Here is a 23,890-nt window from a genome sequence, read left to right as displayed (position 1 = left end):
CCTCTCTTTTTGCTGGCCACTTGTTTCACTGGCTTCTGATCCTTGCCGCAGCCCGCTTTGCACTAGGCTCAGAGTTGGCAGAAGTGGATGGAGTCGCGGCCATGAGAGTCAGTCTGGGGAGCGCAATCCTGTGGGGATTGCTGATGTGGCAGAGTGTCTGGGCGGCACCGGCGGCCGAGTTGAAGATGGTCTACTTTGACGACTTTGCCCCATATTCGTGGCGTGACGAACAGGGCAAGATGCGCGGGCTGATGATCGACGTGATGGAGCGGGTGGCAGCGCAGATGGGGCTGCGGGTGCGCCATGAAGGTTATCCGTGGCAACGGGCGCAAAAACTGGTGCGGATGGCGCAGGCCGATGGCTTCGTGACCATCGCAACTCGGGAGCGGCGCAGCTATACCCTGATTGTGGAAGAGCCGGTCACTACCACTGTGCTAACCATTTTTACCCAGCGCGCCCATCCCCGCATGGCGGAGTTTCAGCGAGCCAGCCGCTTGAGCGACTTCAAATCGCTTACCTTTCTCGACTATTTCGGTAACGGCTGGGGCAAGGAGAACCTGGCGGGCTTCACCGTTCATCACACCATCAATGTCGATAATGTCTTCAAAATGCTGGCGGCGGGTCGGGGGGATCTGATGGTGACCGACCCACTTGTGGCACGCTTCAAACTCAACCAGCTGGGTCTCTCCGGGTTGGTGGTCGAGGTGCCGCTGCAGCTTGACTCTACCCCGTTCAATCTCTGCATCGGCAAGCACTCCCGCTTCAATACCCGGATAACCGAGTTCAACAGTGCCCTGCAACAGCTGCGACAAAGCGGCGAGTTGGCGCGTATCGTCGAACGATATCGTTGATGCGCGGCTGCCATCTGCTGTTTGCCAACGGCGTGTCTATCTTGGCGTCATATCGGCGATGGTTGCCCAGAAGGCATCGATCAAGGGCCCCTTGCTGTGGGGCGGACGGATAAGGCCAATGGTCCAGCAGGCTTCCCCATCTCTGAGGGGGAGGGTGAGCACATCCGGGTGCTCTATGGTGGTGGAGGAGGGAACCAGAGTCCAGGCGATCTCTGCCGCCGCGGTGGCAACACCGGCGGCGAAGTCGTTGACGTACTGGATATCGCGAAAACGCAGCCCGCTCTGGGCCAGATAGTTCATCAGGTGATCGTAAAACGACGGGGCCTTGTCACGACGCAGGATCGCCAGCGGCTTGTCCACCAGATCCGCCAACTCCCTCACATCGCGGTAGCTGGCGGGCAGTACGGCGACAAAGTGGGCTTCGACTACCGGCAGGGCGTGCCACCCCTTGGGGGCGGGCAGGCGGCAAAAGCCGAGATCCAGCTTGCCTTCACTCAGCGCCAGCAACTGGTGGTGGGTGGAGAGATCGTTGAGCTCGATGGTCACCTGCGGCCGCTCGGCGCGAAAGCGGGCGATGGCGGCGGGCACCAGGATCTTGGTGGCCACGCCAAAGCCGATGCGCAGGGTGCCGACATTGCCCGCCAGCACGTCGCGGGCGGTGCGCGAGAGCTGCTCGCTCTGGATGACCAGGTTGCGGGCATCCTCATACAGCGCCCTGCCCAGTCCGGTGAGGCGAGTGGTACTGGCGTTGCGCTCGAACAGCTCGCCGCCCAGCTCCTCCTCCAGCCGCCTGATCTGTTTGCTCAGGGCCGACTGGGTAACGTGCTGACGCACCGCCGCCTGGCCGAAGTGCAGCACCTCCCCCAGAGTGACGAAGGCTTTCAGATCCCGTAGCTCCATCAGGGCTCCTTTCATTCCTGTTGGGAATGTTGAGTGGTCAAATTTGTCATTGGACGGAATTTTAGAAGTGATGGATGCTTATGCCAATTCATTTCGGATGCCCCGACAGGGGGGCGCCGAGTTATCAGAGATGGCTGACACCATCAGCGCAGAAGGAGCAACACCAGATGCATCACCACAAGTTCAACGACTTCCCGAGCGATTTTCTGTGGGGTGCCGCCTCCGCCGCCTATCAGGTGGAGGGGGGCTGGAATGCCGATGGCAAGGGGCCCTCGGTGTGGGATCTCTTCACCAAGTTGCCGGGCAAGACCTTTGAGGGGAGCAACGGCGATGTGGCTGTGGATCACTACCACCGCATGGAAGAGGACGTGGCGCTGATGGCCGAGATGGGGCTCAAGGCTTACCGCTTCTCGGTGAGCTGGCCGCGCATCTATCCCACCGGTCGGGGGGAGGTGAACGAGGCGGGGCTGGCCTTCTACGAGAAGCTGATCGACACCCTCTTGGCCCACCAGATCGAACCGGTGCTGACCCTTTATCACTGGGATCTGCCGCAGGCGCTGCAAGATGAGTACGGCGGCTGGGAAGACCGACGCATTATCGAGGATTTCGAGCGCTACTGCGTGACCCTCTATCAGCGTTTTGCCGGCAAGGTGAAGTACTGGGTGTCGCTTAACGAGCAGAACTACAACCTGACTAACGCCTATCAGCTCGGCACCCATCCGCCCGCTGTGCAGGATCGCAAGCGCTTCTTTGCCGCCAACCACATCGCGTTTCTGGCCAATGCCCGAGTGATCAAGGCGTTTCGCCAGCATGTGCCAAATGGCCTCATCGGCCCGAGCTTTGCCTACTCTCCTGCCTATCCGGCGTCGTGCGATCCGAAAGATATGCTGGCCTATGAGAACGCCGAGGAGTTCAACAACCTCTGGTGGCTGGATGCCTACTGCTTTGGCCGCTATCCGCAGGCGGCGCTCGCTTACTTGCGAGAAAACGGCGAGGCGCCGGAGATCCTGCCGGGTGATATGGAGCTGCTGCGAGAGGGGACGCCCGACTACATCGGCGTCAACTACTACTACACCCTGACCTACACAGATAACCCCTTGGGCGGCCAGACCCTGCAGCGGATCAACACCACCGGCAAGAAGGGTACTACGCCATCGAGCGGCATCCCCGGCCTCTACAAGACGGCGCCCAATCCGCACCTTGAAACCAGCAACTGGGACTGGGCCATCGACCCGACCGGGATGCGTATCGCCCTGCGTCGCCTCTCTTCCCGCTATGGTCTGCCGCTGATGATCACCGAGAACGGTCTTGGCGAGTTCGACAAGCTGGAGGCGGGCGACAAGGTGAACGATGAGTACCGCATCGATTACCTGCGCAGCCACGTCAAGGCGTGCCAGGAGGCGATGCAGGATGGGGTGGAATTGCTCGGCTACTGCGCCTGGTCGTTCACCGACATCCTGAGCTGGCTCAACGGCTATCAGAAGCGCTACGGCTTCGTCTATGTGGAGCGTGACGAGCAGGGGGGCTCCCTTCGCCGGATCAAGAAGGCGAGCTTCCACTGGTATAGCCAGGTGATTGCGAGCCAGGGCAAGCAGCTCTGACGGTTTATCGCGTCGCGTAACCAGCGGGCCCGGGCAATCCCCGGGCCCACGCTGTTTGTGGCGGGGGAGAGGGGGCAAGCCGGTTTCTCACCGTGCGACTCATCCTTGTTTACTGATTTTTGTCCTGCCAAAGCCGCCGACCCCTGCTATTATCTGCGGCCGAACATGAGCCAATAAAAATCAGGATATCGTGATGACTGACCACACTTTTATTCCCGGCAAGGACGCGGCGCTGGAAGACTCCATCGAACGCTTCCAGACCAAGCTGCAAGCCTTGGGCTTTGATATTGAAGAGGCCTCCTGGCTCAACCCCGTGCCGAACGTCTGGTCGGTGCATATTCGCGACAAAGAGTGCGCCCTCTGCTTTACCAACGGCAAGGGTGCCAGCAAGAAGGCGGCCCTCGCGTCTGCCCTTGGCGAATATTTCGAGCGTCTTTCCACCAACTACTTCTTCGCCGACTTCTATCTGGGCGAACAGGTCGCCAACGGCGATTTCGTTCACTACCCGAACGAGAAGTGGTTCCCCATCGAGGGTGACCAGTTCCCGGCCGGTCTGCTCGACAGCTTCACCCGCAAGTTCTACAACCCGGACGGTGAAGTGACCGCCGACATGCTGGTGGATCTGCAGTCAAACAACGAAGAGCGCGGTATCGTCGCCTTGCCGTTCGAGCGTCAGTCCGATCACGAGACCGTCTACATCCCGATGAACATCATCGGCAACCTCTATGTCTCCAACGGCATGAGCGCTGGCAACACCAAGACCGAAGCGCGCACCCAGGCGCTCTCCGAGGTGTTCGAGCGCCACGTGAAGAACAAGATCATCGCCGAGGCCATCAGCTTGCCGCTGATCCCGGACGAGGTGATTGCCCGTTATCCGGGGATTGCCGCCTCCATCGCAGCCCTCGAAGCGGAAGGCTTCCCCATTTACAGCTTCGATGCTTCCCTGGGTGGCCGCTATCCGGTCATCTGCGTGGTGCTGCTCAACCCGAGCAATGGCACCTGCTTTGCCTCCTTCGGCGCCCACCCGCGCTTCGAAGTGGCCTTCGAGCGGACCGTCACCGAGCTGCTGCAGGGCCGCGGTCTCAAGGATCTCGACGTGTTCGTGCCGCCGTCATTCGACAACGAGCAGGTAGCGGATCACCACAACCTCGAGACCCACTTCATCGACTCCTCGGGCCTTATCAGCTGGGACCTGTTCAAGCAGGATGCGGACTTCGAGTTTGCCGACTGGGATTTTCGTGGCACCTCGCAGGAGGAGTTCGATCACCTGATCGGCATCTTCCATGAGCTGGAGCAGCCGGTCTATATCGCCGATTACGAGCATCTGGGTGTCTACGCCTGCCGCATTCTGGTGCCGGGCATGTCCGACATCTATCCGGCCGAAGATCTGCTGCTGGCCAACAACAACATGGGCGCCAACCTGCGCGAAGTGATCCTGGCACTGCCATCACTGGATTGGGATGCCGAGCAGTACATGGCGTTGTTTGATCAACTGGATGAAGAGGGGCACGACGAGCGCACCCGTGTACGCGAGCTGCTGGGCATCGCCGCTGCCAAGGGGACCGCGCTGCACACCCTGCGCGTTGGCGAGCTGAAAGCCATGCTGGCGCTGGCCGCCGGTGAGCTGGAGACCGCACTGGATCTCATCGACTGGACCATGGAGTTCAACCAGTCAGTGTTCACTGCCGAGCGTGCCAGCTACTACCGCGCCCTGCGTGCCTGCGTCGAGTTGTTCCTCGACGAGGAGCGGGAGCCGGAGCAGTATCGCGCCGTCTTCACCCGCATGTATGGCGAAGAGACGCTGGCACAGGCATGGGCCAACGCCAGTGGCGAAGCACGCTTCCACGGGCTGGAGGCGGCCGACCTGTCGCTCTCCCAGTTCCCGCTGCACCAGAAGCTGCTGGCGGCCTACGAGAAGCTGCAGAAGGCCAAGCGAGCCCATCACTGGGCGTGATTGTTGCTGTAAAGGAAGGGGCCGAGTGGCCCCTTCTGTTTATCGTGCGGCAAGGCACGGGATAGTTATTCAAAGATGAAATAAAAAACAAAAAATACCCCTAAGGGGGTTGATGATAGGGCAGGGGATGTGCTGGCGATCTGCAAAGATATCTTGCCAATACCATATTTCCATGCTCTGGAATAAATTCTTTAAAATCATTGCATTAAAAATGTGATATTTCTGTTTCAGCTGATACCTGGTGTAAAGTGGCGTAGCCATCGCACTAAAATATTTGTAGTAAAATTACATTCGCACTCTGATAAACTTGATCAATGTCAATTTTGGCTATTTGGCCCTTTGTTATGATTTCAACAGGCAAAACATTCAGGTAGAAAATAATTGAAAGCTGAATCTCCATTCGATTGTCTCAAGCCCGAAGCCATCGCTGCACTGGCTGAAGACATCACCTATGCCAAGGCTACCAAGCCGGCATACAAGGTCATTCCACTGGCCATCACCGCAGGCGCTTTCATCGCCATCGCATTTATCTTCTACATCACAGTGACGACCGGAACCGGCTCCATGCCTTGGGGTATGGCCAAGTTGGTGGGCGGTCTCTGCTTCTCTCTCGGACTTATTCTCTGTGTGCTGCTCGGTGCCGAGCTGTTCACCTCCACCACCCTGACGCTGGTGGCCAAGGCTGCCAATCGCATCAGCTGGGCTCAGCTGCTCAAGAACTGGGGTCTGGTCTACTTCGGCAACCTGATTGGCGGTCTGCTGATGGTGGCGCTGATCATCGTTTCTGCCGAGTACACGGCCGCAGACGGTCAGTGGGGCCTTAACGCCCTCAAAGTGGCCCAACACAAAATTCACCACACCTTCTTCGAAGCGGTGGCGCTGGGTATCCTCTGTAACCTGATGGTATGTCTTGCTGCCTGGATGGCCTTTGGTGCCCGCAGCGCGACTGACAAGGTAGTGGTTATGCTGCTGCCGGTTGCCATGTTCGTTGCATCAGGTTTCGAGCACAGCATCGCAAACATGTTTATGATTCCGGTTGGTATCGCTATCCACAGCGTGGCTAGTCCGGAATTTTGGCAGGCCATCGGCCAGGATCCGGCAACCTTTGCTGACCTGACCGTATCCAACTTTGTCCTACACAACCTCATCCCCGTGACCATCGGCAATATCATCGGTGGTGGCGTGATGGTTGGTCTGACTTACTGGTTTATCTTCCGTCGTCATCATTAAGGATGATTGCGGGATACTACATCAATACCGTGTGAGGTAATGAAAAATGGCAGAACTTAACGAACAGTTCCAAAAAGCATGGGAAGGCTTCGCGGCCGGTGAATGGCAGACCTCTGTCAACACCCGTGACTTCATCCAGAAGAACTACACCCCGTATGAAGGTGACGAGTCCTTCCTGGCTGGCGCGACCGAAGCGACCACCAAGCTGTGGGACAAGGTCATGGAAGGGATCAAAATCGAGAACCGCACTCATGCGCCGGTTGATTTTGATACTGACCTGCCCTCCACCATTACCGCACACGATGCCGGTTATATCGATCAGAGCCTGGAGCAGATCGTTGGTCTGCAGACTGACAAGCCGCTGAAGCGCGCCATCATCGCCAACGGCGGTATCAAGATGGTTAAAACTTCTTGCGAAGTGTACGGTCGTCAACTGGACCCGATGGTCGAGAAGATCTTCACCGAATACCGCAAGACTCACAACCAGGGCGTGTTTGACGTTTACACCAAAGACATCCTGAACTGCCGCAAGTCTGGTGTTATCACCGGTCTGCCGGATGCCTACGGCCGTGGCCGTATCATCGGTGACTACCGTCGTGTTGCTCTGTACGGTGTTGACTTCCTGATGGCCGACAAACTGGCCCAGTTCAAGTCCCTGCAAGCTGACCTGGAAAACGGCGTCAACCTGGAAGCCACCATCCGTCTGCGCGAAGAGATCTCCGAGCAGCACCGTGCCCTGGCACAGATGAAGGTGATGGCTGCCAAGTACGGTTGCGATATCTCCGTACCGGCCAAGAACGCTAAAGAAGCCGTACAGTGGACCTACTTCGCCTACCTGGCGGCAGTCAAGTCCCAGAACGGTGCAGCCATGTCCTTCGGTCGTACCTCCAGCTTCCTGGATATCTACATCGAGCGTGACCTGCAAAAAGGCCTGATCACCGAGCAAGAAGCCCAGGAGCTGATGGACCACATGGTCATGAAGCTGCGTATGGTTCGCTTCCTGCGTACTCCGGAATACGATTCACTGTTCTCCGGCGACCCGATGTGGGCGACCGAGACCCTGGCTGGTATGGGCGTTGACGGCCGTACTCTGGTCACCAAGAACAGCTTCCGTATGCTGAACACCCTGTACACCATGGGCCCGTCCCCTGAGCCGAACCTGACCATCCTGTGGTCCGAGAAGTTGCCGGTCGGTTTCAAGAAGTACTGTGCCAAGGTATCCATCGAGACCTCTTCCGTTCAGTACGAGAACGACGATCTGATGCGTCCGGATTTCAACAACGATGACTACGCCATCGCTTGCTGTGTATCCCCGATGATCGTTGGTAAGCAGATGCAGTTCTTCGGTGCTCGTGCCAACCTGGCCAAGACCATGCTGTATGCAATCAACGGTGGTATGGACGAGAAGCTCAAGATCCAGGTCGGTCCGAAAACCGAGATGGTCAAGTCCGAGTACCTCGACTACAACGACGTAATGGATCGTCTGGACCACTTCATGGATTGGCTGGCCAAGCAATACGTTGCTGCGCTGAACATCATCCACTACATGCACGACAAGTACAGCTACGAAGCCTCTCTGATGGCGCTGCACGACCGTGACGTATATCGCACCATGGCGTGTGGTATCGCTGGTCTGTCCGTAGCCGCTGACTCCCTGTCTGCCATCAAGTACGCCAAGGTCAAGCCGATTCGTGACGAAGATGGCGTTGCCATCGACTTCGAAATCGAAGGCGAATACCCGCAGTTCGGTAACAACGACGCTCGCGTCGATGATATCGCCTGTGACCTGGTTGAGCGCTTCATGAAGAAGATTCAGAAGCTGAACACCTACCGTGGTGCTGTTGCTACCCAGTCTGTTCTGACCATCACCTCCAACGTGGTATATGGTAAGAAGACCGGTAACACCCCGGATGGCCGTCGTGCTGGTGCTCCGTTCGGTCCGGGTGCAAACCCGATGCACGGTCGTGACCAGAAAGGTGCTGTTGCTTCCCTGACTTCCGTAGCCAAGCTGCCGTTCGCTTACGCTAAAGATGGTATCTCCTATACCTTCTCCATCGTTCCGAACGCACTGGGTAAAGATATGGAAGCCCAGAAAGCCAACCTGGCTGGCCTGATGGACGGTTACTTCCACCACGAATCCAACGTAGAGGGTGGTCAGCACCTGAACGTTAACGTGATGAACCGTGAAATGCTGCTGGACGCCATGGAAAACCCGGAGAAATATCCGCAGTTGACCATCCGCGTATCCGGTTATGCCGTTCGCTTCAACTCTTTGACCAAAGAGCAACAGCAAGACGTCATCACCCGTACCTTCACTGCTTCTCTGTAATCGAGAGATAGTGAGCAAAAACCGGCGCCAAGGCGCCGGTTTTTTTATGCGTGCGATTCAGGGGGAGTAATCATCCCCTGTGAATCGCCTCCAGTTCCATCGCAACCACAACAGTTGTTACTGGGTATTCGAAGAGGATTAAGGGGAGGGGCTCACCAGGATTGACCTAGGCCCCGTCTGTAATGCGATTATGCTTTATTCGCGCTCTAAGGGGATAGGCGGTTGCTTTGCCTGCCATTGCATCAGTGTTGCTATGGCTCGTGGAACAGCTGATCAGGTTTAAGGGGGGAACAGAGGCGCCATCGCGGGTATCAAGCAATACCCATAAGCCTGTGACTATGGAATCATTCTCTGCCTCTGCCTCTGCCTCTGCCTCTGCCTCTGCCTCTGCCTCTGCCTCTCTCAATGTGCAGTTGGGAGGGGGTCTGGTTTAGCCAGCCAGATATGTGTGAAGCTACAAACCCTGCTTGCAGAAACAACAAGGGCTGCACATTGTGCAGCCCTTGCCTCTGGAGAATAGCGGGTTGAGCGTGTCAGCTGGCCCAGGTGATGATGTGATCGATCCATTCACCCGCCTGATCCTCGTGAATGACTTTGCCACGGACGGATTGACCAGCCTGATGCATCGCGGAACGACTGCCGGTCAGCAGAGGATGCCACTCTGGAAGAGCGTCACCTTCAGACAGCAGGCGATATGCGCAGGTTGAGGGGAGCCAGTCATATTCGGTGATCTTGTCATGGGTGATCTGCAGACAGTCAGGCTCTTTTTTGAAACGATTGGCGTAATCAGAGCACTGACAGGTCTTGGTGTTAAGCAAATTGCAGGCGACATTGGTGAAAACCAGTTCGTCGGTATCTTCATCGATCAGCTTGTTGAGGCAGCATTTTCCGCAACCATCGCAGAGGGATTCCCATTCGGATTCAGTCATCTGCTGCAGACTCTTGGTCTGCCAAAAGGGGGATTGCATCATACCGCTCACTTATTACACCTGATAAAACGCGTGGTTATACCCCTTGTTACCCAGTATTTCAAGGGGCGCTTTTTCAATGGCTCCAGTGGGAGCTGATCAAAAAGAATATTTATGCGACAAGGGGGGAGGCTTGCTGCAACGTATTTGATTATATCGAGATGTATTACAACCTAATCAGGTTTCATGGTTCCGATGATGGACTGTCGCCGGCTGAGTTTGAAAGCAGTTCAATGTTCAATAATCGTGTGTCTAGAAAACTTGGGGCGATTCAGTATGGCCCCCGATAGGTGTGCTCTCTCTGTAGGCTGTTCACTCGGGGCATTCCCGGAGAATTGGAGGCTCCAACCAAACCAATCATCCGATGAGTCCCAGTGAGCAATCATAAAAATGCCCGATTAAGCGTCTTTGGTCGACAACTTCTTGTCCAGCGTATCCTTCACAGGGTCTGCGCTTTGAAGAAGCCGCTCATGCTGCCGGCGTCAGAACCGGCACCGCTTACAAGTGGCTCACTCGATATCGCCAGGAGGGGCCCTATGGCTTGTACAATCGCTCTTCTCGACCCGCATTCCACCCCCATGCCATTGATGACCTGGGCCAACAGAGGTGTATCGAACTGCACAAACAGCGACAGATCTATCGGCACATCAGCCAATCTCTGGGCATAGGGCACAGTTCAGTCGCTCGTATCCTGCAAAGAATGGGACTGACTCGACTGGCCAATCTGGATCCTGCCCCTTCAGTACAACGCTATGAACATGAGAAACCGGAAGACTTGCTGCATCTGGACATCAGAAGGTTGGGGCGTTTCCATCGGGCGACTGGTGACCGCTGCCAGGACTCTCCGGGGTGTCTAGTCCTGAAATAGGTTTACACATTTTCAACTAGCATTTCTCTACTCAGAACCCCCTATGTGCCGCATCGGGGGTTCTGTATTTCAACGCATGATGCGGCCGCTCCTCGTTGTAAATATCCACCGCTTCACGCACCATTTCCCGCGCTTGCGTCAAATCCTGCGGGCTTTGCAACAATAACTCTCCTTTCAAAATCCCGTTCACCCGCTCCGCCAACGCATTCTGGTAACAGTCATACCCATCCGTCATCGAGCATTTCACCCCGTACCGTTCATGTAGTGACTGATACAGCCCAGAGCAATACTGCACGCCGCGGTCTGAGTGGTGGATAAGTTCACCGCTGCCACGCCGTTGCTTCAGCGCTTTCTTGAACGCCATCGCAACCGACTCCGCGTGCATTCCTTCGTGCACGTGATGGCCCACTATCTTGCGTGAGTAGGCATCCGTCACCAGGCTCAGGTACAGCGGCCCGCTCCTGGCGGGCAGATAGGTGATGTCAGCGACCCAGACCTGCTCCGGGGCCACCGGTGTGACCTGCTCTGGCCCCGCCTTGAGCAAGTTGGGATGACGGTAGAAACGGTGAAAACTGTGGGTGGTCTTGTGATACGCCCGTCTGGGTGGCACCAGCAGGCGGTGCTCGGCCAATATCTGAAACAGCCTGTCACGCCCGACCTTGAGCCCGCCATCATCCTGACCCTGGAGCAGATAATGCAGCTTGCGAGTGCCGACCCGCGGTTGTCGCAGTCGAACCTGACGCACAAAGCGCACCACCTGTAGCCCTTGTGCATGGCGCTCGTCGGCAACCCGATTGCGCTTGTAGTAAGCCTGCCGGCTTATCCCCAGAAACAGGCAAGCCCTGACAATGGTCAGCCTCTCGACTTGCCGCTGCGAGAGGACTTGCCGGGTCGCTTTTTTACGATGGAGACGCCGTAGTCATTCTTCAGTACATCGACGACGGCCTCAAAGAACTGAGCCTTCTGACTCATCAGCGCCAGCTGCTGCTCGAGTTCCTTGATGCGCTGTTCGGGCGTCTGGTTGTCGGGGTCAGGCATGGTGATGCTCCTGCCGGCACGTACAGAAGCACCCTGGCTCCAATCTTGCCGACCATGTTTACGCAACCATACCAGAACGGTGGAGCGGCCCTGAATGCCATAACGCACCTGAGCCTGTTTATAGGTGAGCTCGCCTTTTTCAATCTGCTCGACCAGCGCCAGTTTAAAAGTCAGCGAGTAATCGCGCTGTGTCCGTTTCACACCTTGTCCCATCGGGTTCTCCATTTATTGGGGGGAAAGGTGTAAACCATATTCAGGATGGGACAGCAGTGTAAAAAAAGCCAATAAAAACAATGCCAGTCAGGCTTAACTGACTGGCATTAGGCACCCGAGGGTGCTTTTTTACAATCTGAATGGGTTGCCTATCAGGCAGCGGCTTTCAGCTGTACTGCGGCGGCTTTCTTGTGATCGCCGATCGGCATTACGGTGCGGCCGAACTGCTCGTTGATCACGGTGGCCATGGCCAGGTAGATGGCGCTGGCGCCACAGATGATGCCTTCGAAACCGGCGATGGTGCCGATCAGGGTGCTGCCGGTGAAGTCACGGGCGGCCAGCAGGAAGAACAGCACGGTCAGGGAGGCGAACACGAACTGCTTGGCGCGCGGGTAGTTGATGGTGCCAACCAGCATGAACAGGGTGAACATGCCCCACATCAGCAGATACCAACCCATGTAGGCGTGCGGAGTGGCTTCGGCCAGACCCATGGTCGGCATGATCAGCAGGAACACCAGGCTCAGCCAGAACAGGCCGTAGGAGGTGAATGCGGTCACACCAAAGGTGTTGCCACGCTTGTACTCCATGATGCCAGCGATGATCTGGGCGATGCCGCCGTAGCACAGGCCCATGGCCAGGATCATGGCGCTGATGGGGAAGAAACCTGCGTTATGGATGTTCAGCAGGATGGTGGTCATACCGAAACCCATCAGACCCAGAGGGGCAGGGTTGGCCAATTTTTCGCTCACGTGGCGTTCTCCAAAAATAGAGGTGGGGGTTAACAAAAGACGCGCGATTTTAGGCAGGCTGCGGCGCGCCCGCAAGGGGGCAAGGGGGATAAATCGTAAAAAAACTACGTGATTATTTGCATCAGAGGCCAAATGCTCACCAAGGCAGGCTGTTTGGTGAGCAAAAGGTGTCAAAATAGTTGAGGGGTTGTATTTTTATTACGCTTTTTACGAAGTGCGGCGGCGTCACTGATCCAGTGTCAGGATCACTTTGGCTTCCTTGTCCTCTTCCTTGACCTGGCTGTCGAGCACGAACAGCCGCTCCGGGGCGATCCCCTGGCTGTCGACCAGAAACTCCTTGGTATTTTGCGCCCGGCGCATGGCGAGATTGCGCAGGGATTTGGCGGTGATGAGCTGCTGATCCCGCAGCAGGATCACCGCCTGGGCCCGCAGTGCCGCGCTCTCTTCATCCAGATGGAGGCGGTCCGCCAGATCATCCAGATCTTCGCCAAAGCGCTCTTCATAGGCCTGGGCCAGCGCCTCTTGCAGGGCGGGGTCCTGTTCCAGCAGGTCGAGATCCGCCTGATTGCCGGTGAGCTTGGCCAGTACCCGTTCCAGCTTTTGCCGTTGCAGGATGGGGCGTTCCTCGTTGAAGTTGACCTTGCCGCGAATGTTCATGCTGAGCTTGGGTCTATCCTTGAGGGCCTGCGCCAGCTTGACCAGTTTCTCCTGCTGGGTGGGGGTGAGATCGGGATCCCCCGGCAGGAAGGGAAGTTCGTCGAGATCTTCGGTGCCATCGGCCAGTGAGGCGAGCAGGGAGAAGGGGGAGGTGATCGCCTTGCTCAGTGTGTTGCCCAGCACATCCCAGAAGATATTGCCGATGCTGAAGTCCGGTTGATCGAGATCCCCCTTCACCTTGAGGTTCATCTGTATCACCCCGTTGGCATCGCTTAGCAGGGCGATGGCTAGCCCCAGCGGCAGATCCTTGGCCTGATCGCTCTTGATCTTCTCGCCCAGTTGCAGCTTCTTGATGGTGATGTCGTTATCCCCCTCCAGCCGGTTGCCCTCCAGCTTGTAGTGCAGCTTCATGGAGAGCTGCCCCTTGTCGATGGCATAACCGGCATAGGTGCCCGAATAGGGGGTAAAGGTGGTGAGCTCCAGATTGTGGAAAGCGACCGCGATGTCGAGGATCGGGTTGGCCACCAGCAGGTTGGTACCGCCGCGAATGGTCACTGGCGCATAGCGATCCACCTTGCCGTTGAAGGCGAGATCGGAGCGTTGCCCCGGAATATTGCTGATATGGCGACTCTGGCCGCCCAGCGAGGCGATATCGGCCACAAAATCCTGACTCAGACTGCGGTCGGCAAAGCGCAGGTTGCCCTGCTCGGTGCGCAGTTGGTCGATGGTGAAACGAAAATCGGGAGCCTTGCTGCCAGCCGTCGCGTGAGGGCTGTTGGTTGCCGCCGGTTGTGGCAACAGCAGCTGTTGCAAGTTGGTGGTGCCATCTTCGTTGATCTCGATGCGGGCGAAGGGCTTGTTCAGGGCAATGTCCTTGATCCGCATCTGCTGGCTGATGCCGTCGTACGTCAGACCGGTGAGAGCCAGGGTGTTGAACTCCAGCAGCCGCTGATTGTCTGCCCGATCGACTACTTTGAGCCCGTTGACATCGAGCCCTCCCTGCAGGGTCAGCTTGCTGAAATCTCCCTGGGCGGTGGTGGCGAGATCAAGTCTGGTCTTGCTGCTCAGCAGCCCGTTTTGCACCTTAATGCGTACCAGATCGGCCAGATAGGGCTGTGCCAGCGTCAGGGGCAGCCCCTGCTGGTTGATGTCGCCGCTAAGGGTGAAGGGGCTCAGGGTCAGTTGGCCATCAAAGGCGAGGGGGCTGCTCTGGTTGAACTGGGTGGCCAGAGTCAGTTTGCTCGGTTGCTCCCCCTTGCTGCCCAGTGGCCCCAGCGCCAGCTTGAGGCCGGAGAGCTGGCGTGCCTGCGGTTTGCCGCTGCTCGATTCGGTGAGAGTGAGATCGCCCTTGTCGATAAGGATCTGCTTGATCTGCCACTGCCAGGGTTTGTCTGGCGCATGTTTTTTGCCGTTACCGGCTGTCTTTGCTTGTTGTGCCGACTTGGGCGCCGCATTGTTGGCCACCTCGTTTGCGGCGTGGGCCCCTTTGACGGGCTTGGCGGGGGCCTGTTCAATCAGCAAGTCAGCCAGATCCAGCTCCTGCTGTGGGTTGAGGGTGGCCTTGAGCAGGGGCTGTTGCAGAGTGACCTTGCCGATCTGGAGCGACTGTTTCTGGCCATCGACAGCCAGATCGCTAAGGGCCAGCTGGCCGAAGCGGGCAAATTCGTCGCCCTTGTGTTTTTTAAGCTGCCAGTTGTCCAGGGTCAGCTTGCCTTTGGACAATTGCCACAGCACTCCTTGCTTGCCCTCTTTAAGCTGGTACTCCACCTCTGCATTGGCGTGGCCCTTGGCCAGATCCAGCTTGAGATAGGGTGCCCAGAGCGGGGCGAAGGGTTTCAGATCGACCTGTTTGAGGCTCGCTTTGCCCTGACCCATGCCGCTCATCACAGCGAGTTTGCCATGAGCGGCGAGGCTGCTTTTGCCGTTGATGGTGGCGCTCAGCTGATAGGCGGTCGGGTGATTTGCCTCGGTGCGCAGGTTATCGAGCTTGAGGGTCACTTTTTCCAGATTGAGGGGCGGCAACCAGCCGGGTTCGCTCTCCTTGCGCTGATCCTGATAGCGCACATGCCCGTCAGTGACATTGACACTTGCAATATCGACCAGCAGCGGGGCGCTGGCTGTTTCGGGCTCGGAGGAGGGGGCAGGGGCGAGCAGGGTGGCTAGCGCATCGGTCAGATTGAGTCGAACATCCCCTTTTTTGTCTGTCAGCCGTTGCAGCAGCACCACGGGTTTGGTCAGGGTGACGGCGGAAAGCACGACCCCTTTCTGCTGCCAGCTGGCTTGCAGGTTTGGGGTGATAAAGAGCTGCTCAAAACGGATGATAGGCTGCTGTTTGGCATCGAGCAGGGCGGTCGCGCCGAGGGTGAGAGAAGGGTTGCGCAGACCTACGTCAATTTCCCCCAGCGTCAGCTGCAGGCCGTAGTGCTCGGCCAGCCAGCCGGGCAGATAGCGCTGGATCAGACGGGGGGTTTGCCACAGCAGCAGAGTGATCAGGATAAGAAACAGCAGGAAAGCGTAGGCAAGGTAGCGCAGCAAGCGGAGCTTGGGGGACGCGGGCTCGGTGGTATTCATTTGGTGCACTCCCATTTGGTTCCCGCCATGGTACAGAAAAGCTGAATAGTAATCATGGGGTTGCGTGCTGTTGTACGCCGTACTTTGTCCAAAGGCGATCCAGTTCACCCTTTTGTTGCAGCGCTGCCAGCCACTGTTCCAGCTGGGCAGGGGTAATGGGGGCCTCAGGGTGAAGGATGGCGCGGTGTTGATATCGTTGATCCCATTTCTGCGAGATCAGCAACTGGTCGGCGGTGTCGGGGTGGGCCAGCAGATACTGGTTAAGGTAGGAAACGTTGAGAATGGCTACCTCGCCACGCCCTTTGAGTAGCGCTTGCAAGGCACTGACGTTGTCCTTGACCAGGGTGATATTGAGCTTGCGCTGCAGGTAGATAGGATCGGCATTGAACTGGCCAACGCCGTAGTGGTAGCCGGTCACCCCGATAAGATGATGCCGAGAGGGGTCATCGAAAAAGCGCTGATCCCGACCCGTTTTGTTCAGGGCCACATAGACCTCGCCACCACCGAGGAAGGGTGCTGTCATCTTGAATTTATCTGTGTCCCAGCCCCACTTGGTGTCTTCAAACAGCATCAGCGAGAAACGGCCCAGATCGAGCGCCTTGTAACGGTTGGCGGCCGAGGTGGGAACAAACACGAATCTTACCTCTTGCTGGATCTCGTTTAGCTTGGCGATGAGGTCCAGCGTCAGCCCTTCATAGCTGGAATCGGGGAGTTTGACCACAAAGGGGGCATAGGGGTATCCACCAACCTTGATGAGGGGATGGCTCCAGCCAGAGAGGCTGAACAAGAGCAAAAACCAGCACCAATATCTCATGGGATCCCCAGGGCAATAGCTTGCTCCCAGATTCGGTTAATCTGCGCCAGTTTTCAAGCTGTTAAGGGAATTAACACAGCGTTGTTCGGCGGCTTCCAGCTCGGCCATCACCATCTGGATATCTTCCAGCTGCTGGTGCAGGGCACGGCGCTTTTCCTCGATCAGCTGGATCATGGAGTGGAGCTGGGTTTTGCTCGATTTGTCAGTGTCGTACATATCGAACAGCTCGCGGATCTCGGCCAGGCTAAACCCCAGCCGTTTGCCGCGCAGGGTCAACTTGAGCCGGATCTTGTCCCGATGGCTGTAGATGCGGGTTTGCCCCTCCCGCTGGGGAGTGAGCAGCCCCTCATCCTCGTAGTAGCGGATGGTGCGCGGCGTGACATCGAATTCGTGGGCCAGCTCCGAGATGCTGTAGGTGATCTCCTTGCTGGGCAGGGAACGGGACATGGTCATGACTCCTGTTGCTGGGCGTGTGGCTGGCAGAGGCGGGCACGCAGCCGCTCGGCATTGGCGTGCAGGGCCTGACCGACCCGCGAGCCGTTGGGGCGAGCGAGCTGCTCGCTCACCCACTGGCCGGTGGCCGCCAGTTTGTCGAGATCCACCCCGGTCGTCATGCCAAGGCCGTGCAACAGGTAGACCACCTCTTCTGACGCCACATTGCCGGAGGCGCCCGGCGCATAGGGACAGCCGCCAAGCCCCGCCACCGAGCAGTCGATGGTACGAATGCCGCGCTCCAGCGCGGGTAGCAGGTTGGCCAACCCCTGGCCGTAGGTGTCGTGAAAATGGACCGCGAGTCGCCCCGCCGGGATCTCGTGCAGCACCGCATCCAGCATGGGCGCCACGGTGCCCGGGGTGCCAACGCCGATGGTGTCCCCCAGCGAAATTTCGTGGCAGCCGAGATCCAGTAACTGTTCGGCCATGGCGGCGACCCGTTTCGGGCGGGTCGGGCCATCAAACGGGCAGGCGATGACGGTGGAGAGGTAGCCACGCACCTTGATGCCGAGGCGGCGCGCCTCCTGCACCAGCGGGGCGAAGCGCACCAGCGACTCCTCCACGCTGATGCCGATATTGGCGCGGGTAAAACCGTCGGAGCAGGCGGTGAAGAGGCCAATCTCGTCGGCGCGGGCGGCAATGGCAGCCTGCAAGCCTTGCAGATTGGGCACCAGTGCGCCGTAACGGGTTGAGCCCTTGCGCGGCAGTGCCTCGAACAGCGCTGCGGAGTCCGCCATCTGCGGCACTTTTTTGGCAGAGACAAAGGCACCCACCTCGATGCGTTGCAGGCCGCTGTCGGTAAGGCGCTGGATCAGCTCCAGCCGCTGTACCAAGGAGAGGGGCGCAGCTTCATTTTGCAGGCCATCTCGCGGCCCCATCTCCACCAGACTGACCCTGTCGTCACGGACGTCCTGTGATCGGTTCATGGGTGTTCCTCCTGTGAAGCAGTCTTTTCGGCAAAGCGCACCAGCACGGTCCCCTGGCTTACCTGCTCGCCCTGTTTGCACTGCAGGGCTTCAATTACCCCGTCCCGCTCTGCACGCAACTGGTGTTCCATCTTCATCGCCTCCAGCACCAGCAGGGGTTGCCCCTTGCTGACTGTTTGCCCCTGCTCGATCAGCACGGCTACCACTATGCCGTGCATAGGGGCGATGGCGCCCTGCGCCTTCTCGTTTGCCTGCTCATGGTGGTGGCTGTGCTGCCGATCATCGGACGCGAAGCGGATGCGCTGGCCCCCCAGGGTCATGATGAAGGCTGCCTCCGAGCCTGCGACCGTCTGAATGGGGATCTGCTGCCAGCTGCCACCCTGTTGCAGGCGGATATGGTCATCGTCGCTCTGGTAGCAACGGGCCTCCCCTTGCCACTCAAACTGGCCGCCATGATCGTGAAGGGTCAATACCCGGCGCTCATCGCCGATGCGCACCGCCGCCGTCCAGCAGCGATCCGGTCCCAGCCGAAATCCGCAGGCTTGCTGCCAGGGGGAGGTGTCCGCAGGACGGCTCGCCAACCAGAGGGTCGCCAGCGGCCAGACCAGCGCCGGAACGGGTAGGGCGTCGGTGGGGATGGGCCACTGGGTATGGTGGCCCATAGCCAAGACGTCGGGCTCTTCACACAGGCGCAGCAGTAGTGGGCCGTTGTGCACCAGCGGGCCGAGATCCAGCGCCGCCAGCGCATCGGCCAGTTGGGCGAACGCCTCGGCGCGACTCTGGCCGTGGGCGATCAGCTTGGCGATCATGGGATCGTAATAGGGGCTGACCTCATCGCCAGCGGTGACGCCGGTGTCGATGCGCACCCCATCCGGCCAGTGCAGCCAGTGGATAGGCCCGCTGGCGGGCAGAAAACCGGCCGCCACATCCTCGGCGTAGAGACGCGCCTCCACCGCATGGCCGCGCAGCACCACCTTATCCTGAGACAGTGGCAGCGGCCTGCCTTCGGCCACGGCCAGTTGCCAGGCCACCAGATCCTGTCCGGTCACCGCTTCGGTGACCGGATGCTCTACCTGCAGCCGGGTGTTCATCTCCATAAAGAAGAACTCATCCTTGCAGAGCAGAAATTCGATGGTGCCAGCCCCCTGATAGTGGATAGCCTTGGCAGCGGCCACGGCTGCATCCCCCATGGCGCGCCGCAGAGCCGGAGGGATGTCGGGGGCGGGCGCCTCTTCAATCACCTTCTGGTGGCGTCGCTGCAAGGAGCAATCACGGTCCCCCAGATAGATGGCGTTGCCGAGGCTATCGGCAAAGACCTGTACTTCCACATGGCGAGCTTGGGGCAGATAGCGCTCCAGCAGCACCAGATCGTCACCAAAGGCGGCCTTGGCTTCCCGTTTGACGGCCGCCAGCGACTCGTCAAAGTCGGCCAGCTGATCGACCCGACGCATCCCCTTGCCACCGCCGCCACTGGCTGCCTTGATAAGTAGCGGGAAGCCAATCTGGCTCGCCTGATCGCGCAAGAAGTCCGGTCGTTGATCCGTGCCGTGATAGCCGGGCAGCACAGGTACGCCGGCAGCCTGCATCAGCGCCTTGGCCCCCGATTTGTCGCCCATGGCGAGAATGGCGTCGCCGCTTGGGCCGACAAAGCGCAGGCCGCGCTGTTCGCAGGCGGTGGCAAAATCGCTGTTTTCCGACAGAAAACCGTAACCGGGATGGATGGCATCGGCGTGCGCCTCTTTGGCAATCTTCAGTACCTTGCCGGTGTCGAGATAACTCTCTCTGGCCGGTGCGGGCCCCAGATGCCAGGCCTCATCGGCCAAGTGGGTGTGCATGGCGTGGGCGTCGGCATCGGAGTAGAGGGCGATGGTGTGAATGCCGAGGCGTTTCGCCGTTTTGATGATGCGCACCGCAATCTCGCCGCGATTGGCGATCAGCAGACGTTTAATCGGGGTGTGATAGTTCATGTCTCATCCTTGAAGCAGGGACGCCAAGCGGGAGGACGTTTGTCGAAGAAGGCCTGCATTCCCTCCTGGGCTTCGAGTCCCACCCGAACCCGGGCAATGGTCTCGACAGTTTTCTCTTCGTGCAGGCGGGAAGGATGGGCCTCTATCGCCGCCAGCAGTCGTTTGGTCTCTTTCATCGCTTCCGGCCCGTTGCGACACAGACGAAGGGCCTGCGCCCGTCCCTCCGCCAGCAGTTGATCCGGCTTGCAGAGTTGATGTGCCACATTGAGCCGACAGGCGGTGATTGCATCGAACGGCTCGGCACTGAGCATGTAGCGGCGCGCCTGACGCATTCCCATGGCGCGTACCACGTAGGGGCTGATCACCGCAGGCACCAGACCCAGGCTCACCTCTGAGAGGCAGAAGCGGGCATCGTCGCTGGCCAGCACCAGATCGCAGGCACAGATCAGCCCCAGCGCCCCGCCATAGGCAGCCCCTTGTACCAGTGCCACCGTGGGGAAGGGGAGCTCGTCGAGGGTCTGCATCAGCCGCGCCAGTACCCGGGCATCTTCGCGATTGTGCTCGAAATCGGCGTGGGCCAGATTGCGCATCCAGTTGAGGTCGGCGCCCGCGCAAAAGTGTTTGCCTTCGGCACGTAGCAGCAGGGCATGAGGGCGTTCGGCAAGATCATGACCATGGAGATGGGCCAGATCATCGAGGCAGTCGAGCAGCCCCAGCATCAGGTCGGCATCAAAGGCGTTGTGGCGGGCCGGGCGCGACAGCACCAGCTCGGCCAGCGGGCCGTGCCGCTCCAGCCGAAACGGGCCCTGTGTTGAAGAGCCAAGTGCTGAGGAAGTAAGTGGATCTGACATCGTTTTGCTCCTTACATCCGAAAGATGCCGTACTGCTCGGGTTCAATGTGGGCACCCTGACAGGCGGCGAGCGCCAGCGCCAGCACGGTGCGGCTCTGGGCCGGGTCAATGACGCCATCATCCCAGAGGCGGGCGCTGGCGTAGTAGGGATGACCCTGGCGCTCATACTGCTCGATCACCGGGGCTCGGATGGCGGCCACTTCCTGCTCGCTCAGATCTTTGCCCTCGGCAGCCAGCTTGTCCCGACGCACCTGTACCAGCACTCCGGCAGCTTGCTCGCCCCCCATGACAGAGATACGGCTGTTGGGCCAGCTAAAGAGAAAATCGGGCTCATAAGCGCGGCCACACATGCCGTAGTTGCCGGCACCAAAGCTGCCACCAACGATCAGGGTGATCTTGGGCACCCGGCTGCAGGCCACTGCAGTGACCAGCTTGGCGCCGTGCTTGGCGATCCCCTCCTTTTCTGCGCTGCTCCCCACCATAAAGCCGGTGATGTTCTGCAAAAAGAGCAGCGGGATGGCGCGCCGGTTACAGAGTTGGATAAAGTGGGCCCCCTTCTGGGCACTGTCGCTGTGCAGCACGCCGTTGTTGGCGAGGATACCCACTTCCATGCCGCAAATACGGGCAAAGCCGGTCACCAGTGTGGTGCCGAACAGCGCCTTGAACTCGTCAAAGTCAGAGCTATCCACCAGTCGGGCAATCAGTTCGCGGGCGTCGTAAGGGCGTTTGAGACTGGTGCCCACCAGACCGTAGAGTTCCTCTATGGGGTAGCAGGGGGGCTCGTAGCCGGGGCTGCTCTCTATCGGCTCGTTACTCAGATGAGTAACCAGCGTGCGGGCGATGGCCAGCGCATGGGCATCGTCACGGGCCATATGATCAGCAACTCCCGAGTGGGCGCAGTGTACCTCGGCGCCGCCCAGGGCCTCGGCGCTGATCTCCTCGCCGGTGGCGGCCTTGACCAGCGGCGGACCCGCCAGAAAGATGGTGGCTTGCTCCCTGACCATGATGGATTCATCAGCCATGGCGGGCACGTAGGCGCCGCCAGCGGTGCAGAGCCCCATCACCACCGCCAGCTGCGGGATATTCTGGGCCGACATGCGGGCCTGGTTGTAGAAGATGCGACCAAAGTGATCCCGGTCGGGGAACACCTCATCCTGCATCGGCAGAAAGGCGCCGCCGGAATCCACCAGATAGAGGCAGGGGAGGCGCAGCCGCTCGGCGATGGCTTGGGCGCGCAGGTGCTTTTTCACCGTGAGCGGGTAGTAGGTGCCGCCCTTCACGGTGGCGTCATTCACCACCAGCATGCAGAGCCTGCCCGAGACCCGACCGATCCCGGTGATGATACCGGCGGCGGGTACCGGCTCGTCATAGACCTGCCAGCCAGCTAGCGCCGAGAGTTCGAGAAACGGGGAGCCCGGGTCCAGCAGCTGATTGATTCGCTCGCGGGGCAGCAGCTTGCCACGGGCCTGATGGCGGGCGTTGTTGGCCGCGCCGCCCCCTTGCGCGATCTCGGCAATGCGGGCGTGGAGATCGTCGACCAGCCCCTGCATAGCGGCCCGATTGGCCGCATATTCCGGGCTCGCCGTGTCGAGGCGGGAGTGGATACGACTCATGCATTTTCTCCCATCAGCTCGCGGCCGATGAGCCAGCGGCGGATCTCCGAGGTGCCGGCGCCGATCTCGTAGAGTTTGGCGTCCCGCAGCAGGCGGCCGGTGGGGTATTCGTTGATGTAACCGTTGCCGCCGAGCAGCTGGATAGCGTCGAGGGCCATCTGGGTGGCGTTTTCGGCGGCAAACAGGATGGCTGCGGCGCAATCTTTACGGCTGGTGCGCCCCTGATCGCAGGCGCTCGCCACCGAGTAGACCAGCGCCCGGCTGCTGGCGAGGCGGGTATACATGTCGGCGAGCTTGCCCTGCACCAGCTGGAACTCGCCGATGGCTTGACCAAACTGCTTGCGCTCACGCACATAGGGCAGCACCACGTCCATGCAGGCCTGCATGATGCCAAGGGGGCCCGCAGCCAGCACTACCCGTTCGTAATCGAGCCCGCTCATCAGCACCTTGACCCCGCCGTGCAGGGTGCCCAGCAGGTTTTCCTGCGGCACCCGGCAGTTGTCGAACACCAGCTCGCAGGTGCTGGAGCCGCGCATCCCCAGCTTGTCGAGCTTCTGGGCGGTAGAAAAACCGGAAGTGCCGGCTTCAACGATAAAGGCAGAAATTCCTTTGGGGCCCGCACTGGTATCTGTCTTGGCATAGATGACGAAGGTGTCGGCATCAGGTCCGTTGGTGATCCACATCTTGTTGCCGTTCAGCACGAAGTGATCGCCCTCGCGCTCCGCGGTGAGGCGCATGCTGACCACATCGGACCCGGCTCCCGGCTCGCTCATGGCCAGCGCCCCCACATGCTCGCCGCTCACCAGCGGGGGGAGGTAGCGTGCTTTTTGCTCCGCCGTGCCGTGGCGGTGGATCTGATTGATGCAGAGATTGGAGTGGGCGCCGTAGGAGAGGCCGACCGAGGCGCTGGCGCGGCTTACCTGTTCCATCACCAGCACGTGGGCCAGATAGCCGAGGTTCACCCCGTCATACTCCTCCGCCACCGTGATGCCGTGCAGCCCCAGTTCACCCATCCGGGGCCAGAGATCACGGGGAAAGGCATTGCTCTGATCGATCTCGCTGGCGCGCGGGGCGATCACTTTCTGGCAGAAGGCCGCAACCTGTTCGGTCAGGGCATTCAGGGTCTCATCCATCTGCATCCATGCTCTCCTTGTGGATATGACAATCGGGTAGGAAGGTGGGTTCGACCGGCTGACTCGGCTTCAAGGCTGGCAGTGGTCGGTCCATTTTTGTACTTCACTTCTGCCACAAGTTTACGTTAGCGTAAACGTAAATCAATTGTTAATCTGTTGTGTGTC

The 23,890-nt window shown here is 59.1% G+C and carries 17 protein-coding genes and 2 pseudogenes; 7 read left to right on the top strand and 12 right to left on the bottom strand.

The window, feature by feature from the left end:
- The first annotated feature begins 101 nt into the window (after positions 1-101).
- A complete protein-coding gene (locus ACTG2U_RS04080) occupies positions 102-851 on the top strand; it encodes a substrate-binding periplasmic protein (RefSeq protein ID WP_439974080.1) in 750 nt (249 codons plus the stop codon).
- Positions 852-887: 36 nt separating this feature from the next.
- On the opposite strand, the gene ACTG2U_RS04075 is transcribed toward ACTG2U_RS04080, so the two are convergent.
- Complete coding sequence (locus ACTG2U_RS04075) at positions 888-1,751, bottom strand: LysR family transcriptional regulator (RefSeq protein WP_371155512.1); 864 nt, start codon at positions 1,749-1,751, stop codon at positions 888-890.
- 167 nt (positions 1,752-1,918) lie between these two features.
- On the opposite strand from ACTG2U_RS04075, the gene ACTG2U_RS04070 reads away from it, so the two are divergent.
- From ACTG2U_RS04070 to pflB, 4 genes are all read left to right on the top strand, one after another.
- Positions 1,919-3,352: a glycoside hydrolase family 1 protein gene (locus ACTG2U_RS04070; protein WP_021231363.1), complete on the top strand. Its 1,434-nt coding sequence runs from the start codon at positions 1,919-1,921 to the stop codon at positions 3,350-3,352.
- Positions 3,353-3,545: 193 nt separating this feature from the next.
- Positions 3,546-5,306: a 30S ribosomal protein S12 methylthiotransferase accessory factor YcaO gene (gene ycaO, locus ACTG2U_RS04065; protein WP_236272091.1), complete on the top strand. Its 1,761-nt coding sequence runs from the start codon at positions 3,546-3,548 to the stop codon at positions 5,304-5,306.
- A 381-nt stretch (positions 5,307-5,687) separates the two neighbouring features.
- The gene (gene focA, locus ACTG2U_RS04060; RefSeq protein WP_005333620.1) at positions 5,688-6,536 is read left to right on the top strand and encodes a formate transporter FocA; all 849 of its coding nucleotides are present in this window, start codon (positions 5,688-5,690) and stop codon (positions 6,534-6,536) included.
- A gap of 46 nt (positions 6,537-6,582) precedes the next feature.
- On the top strand, positions 6,583-8,865 hold the full coding sequence (pflB, locus tag ACTG2U_RS04055; RefSeq protein ID WP_005352571.1) for a formate C-acetyltransferase: 2,283 nt from the start codon (positions 6,583-6,585) through the stop codon (positions 8,863-8,865).
- Between the two features lie 533 nt (positions 8,866-9,398).
- On the opposite strand, the gene ACTG2U_RS04050 is transcribed toward pflB, so the two are convergent.
- A complete protein-coding gene (locus ACTG2U_RS04050) occupies positions 9,399-9,833 on the bottom strand; it encodes a YcgN family cysteine cluster protein (protein WP_335812964.1) in 435 nt (144 codons plus the stop codon).
- Positions 9,834-9,901: 68 nt separating this feature from the next.
- Here ACTG2U_RS04050 and ACTG2U_RS04045 point away from each other — a divergent pair.
- A pseudogene (locus ACTG2U_RS04045) lies at positions 9,902-10,123 on the top strand (IS3 family transposase); the annotation flags it as partial.
- 84 nt (positions 10,124-10,207) lie between these two features.
- Positions 10,208-10,683, top strand: a pseudogene (locus ACTG2U_RS04040) (leucine zipper domain-containing protein); the annotation flags it as partial.
- A gap of 49 nt (positions 10,684-10,732) precedes the next feature.
- Here ACTG2U_RS04040 and ACTG2U_RS04035 read toward each other — a convergent pair.
- The 10 genes from ACTG2U_RS04035 to ACTG2U_RS03990 form a co-directional block, all read right to left on the bottom strand.
- Positions 10,733-11,952, bottom strand: a protein-coding gene (locus ACTG2U_RS04035; RefSeq protein WP_121463490.1) for an IS3 family transposase whose coding sequence is annotated in 2 segments (ribosomal slippage) — positions 10,733-11,604 and positions 11,604-11,952 — 1,221 coding nt in all. Because the reading frame shifts where the segments join, the coding sequence is not laid out codon by codon here.
- A 152-nt stretch (positions 11,953-12,104) separates the two neighbouring features.
- Positions 12,105-12,701: an acetate uptake transporter gene (locus ACTG2U_RS04030; RefSeq protein WP_005336948.1), complete on the bottom strand. Its 597-nt coding sequence runs from the start codon at positions 12,699-12,701 to the stop codon at positions 12,105-12,107.
- A 225-nt stretch (positions 12,702-12,926) separates the two neighbouring features.
- Positions 12,927-15,929: a DUF748 domain-containing protein gene (locus ACTG2U_RS04025; RefSeq protein ID WP_439974079.1), complete on the bottom strand. Its 3,003-nt coding sequence runs from the start codon at positions 15,927-15,929 to the stop codon at positions 12,927-12,929.
- 52 nt (positions 15,930-15,981) lie between these two features.
- Positions 15,982-16,743 (bottom strand): substrate-binding periplasmic protein, encoded by a 762-nt coding sequence (locus ACTG2U_RS04020; protein WP_331378597.1) that lies wholly within the window; start codon positions 16,741-16,743, stop codon positions 15,982-15,984.
- A 36-nt stretch (positions 16,744-16,779) separates the two neighbouring features.
- Positions 16,780-17,190 (bottom strand): MerR family transcriptional regulator, encoded by a 411-nt coding sequence (locus tag ACTG2U_RS04015; protein ID WP_439974078.1) that lies wholly within the window; start codon positions 17,188-17,190, stop codon positions 16,780-16,782.
- 2 nt (positions 17,191-17,192) lie between these two features.
- Positions 17,193-18,161: a hydroxymethylglutaryl-CoA lyase gene (locus ACTG2U_RS04010; protein ID WP_064337796.1), complete on the bottom strand. Its 969-nt coding sequence runs from the start codon at positions 18,159-18,161 to the stop codon at positions 17,193-17,195.
- Positions 18,158-20,128 (bottom strand): acetyl/propionyl/methylcrotonyl-CoA carboxylase subunit alpha, encoded by a 1,971-nt coding sequence (locus ACTG2U_RS04005; protein WP_439974077.1) that lies wholly within the window; start codon positions 20,126-20,128, stop codon positions 18,158-18,160. The genes ACTG2U_RS04010 and ACTG2U_RS04005 overlap by 4 nt, the downstream gene beginning before the upstream one ends.
- Positions 20,125-20,979, bottom strand: a complete 855-nt coding sequence (locus ACTG2U_RS04000; RefSeq protein WP_439974076.1) for an enoyl-CoA hydratase-related protein — start codon at positions 20,977-20,979, stop codon at positions 20,125-20,127. Before ACTG2U_RS04000 ends, ACTG2U_RS04005 begins: the two co-directional genes overlap by 4 nt.
- Before the next feature lie 11 nt (positions 20,980-20,990).
- Entirely contained in the window at positions 20,991-22,592 is a 1,602-nt protein-coding gene (locus tag ACTG2U_RS03995; protein ID WP_439974075.1) for a carboxyl transferase domain-containing protein, read from the bottom strand.
- Positions 22,589-23,731: an isovaleryl-CoA dehydrogenase gene (locus ACTG2U_RS03990; RefSeq protein ID WP_323894681.1), complete on the bottom strand. Its 1,143-nt coding sequence runs from the start codon at positions 23,729-23,731 to the stop codon at positions 22,589-22,591. The genes ACTG2U_RS03995 and ACTG2U_RS03990 overlap by 4 nt, the downstream gene beginning before the upstream one ends.
- Positions 23,732-23,890 lie beyond the last annotated feature (159 nt).

This window comes from Aeromonas sp. 95A (assembly GCF_051919235.1).
Lineage (GTDB): Bacteria > Pseudomonadota > Gammaproteobacteria > Enterobacterales > Aeromonadaceae > Aeromonas > Aeromonas veronii.
Note: the sequence above shows the minus strand (reverse complement) of the source record. Positions and strands in the feature narration are given on the sequence as shown.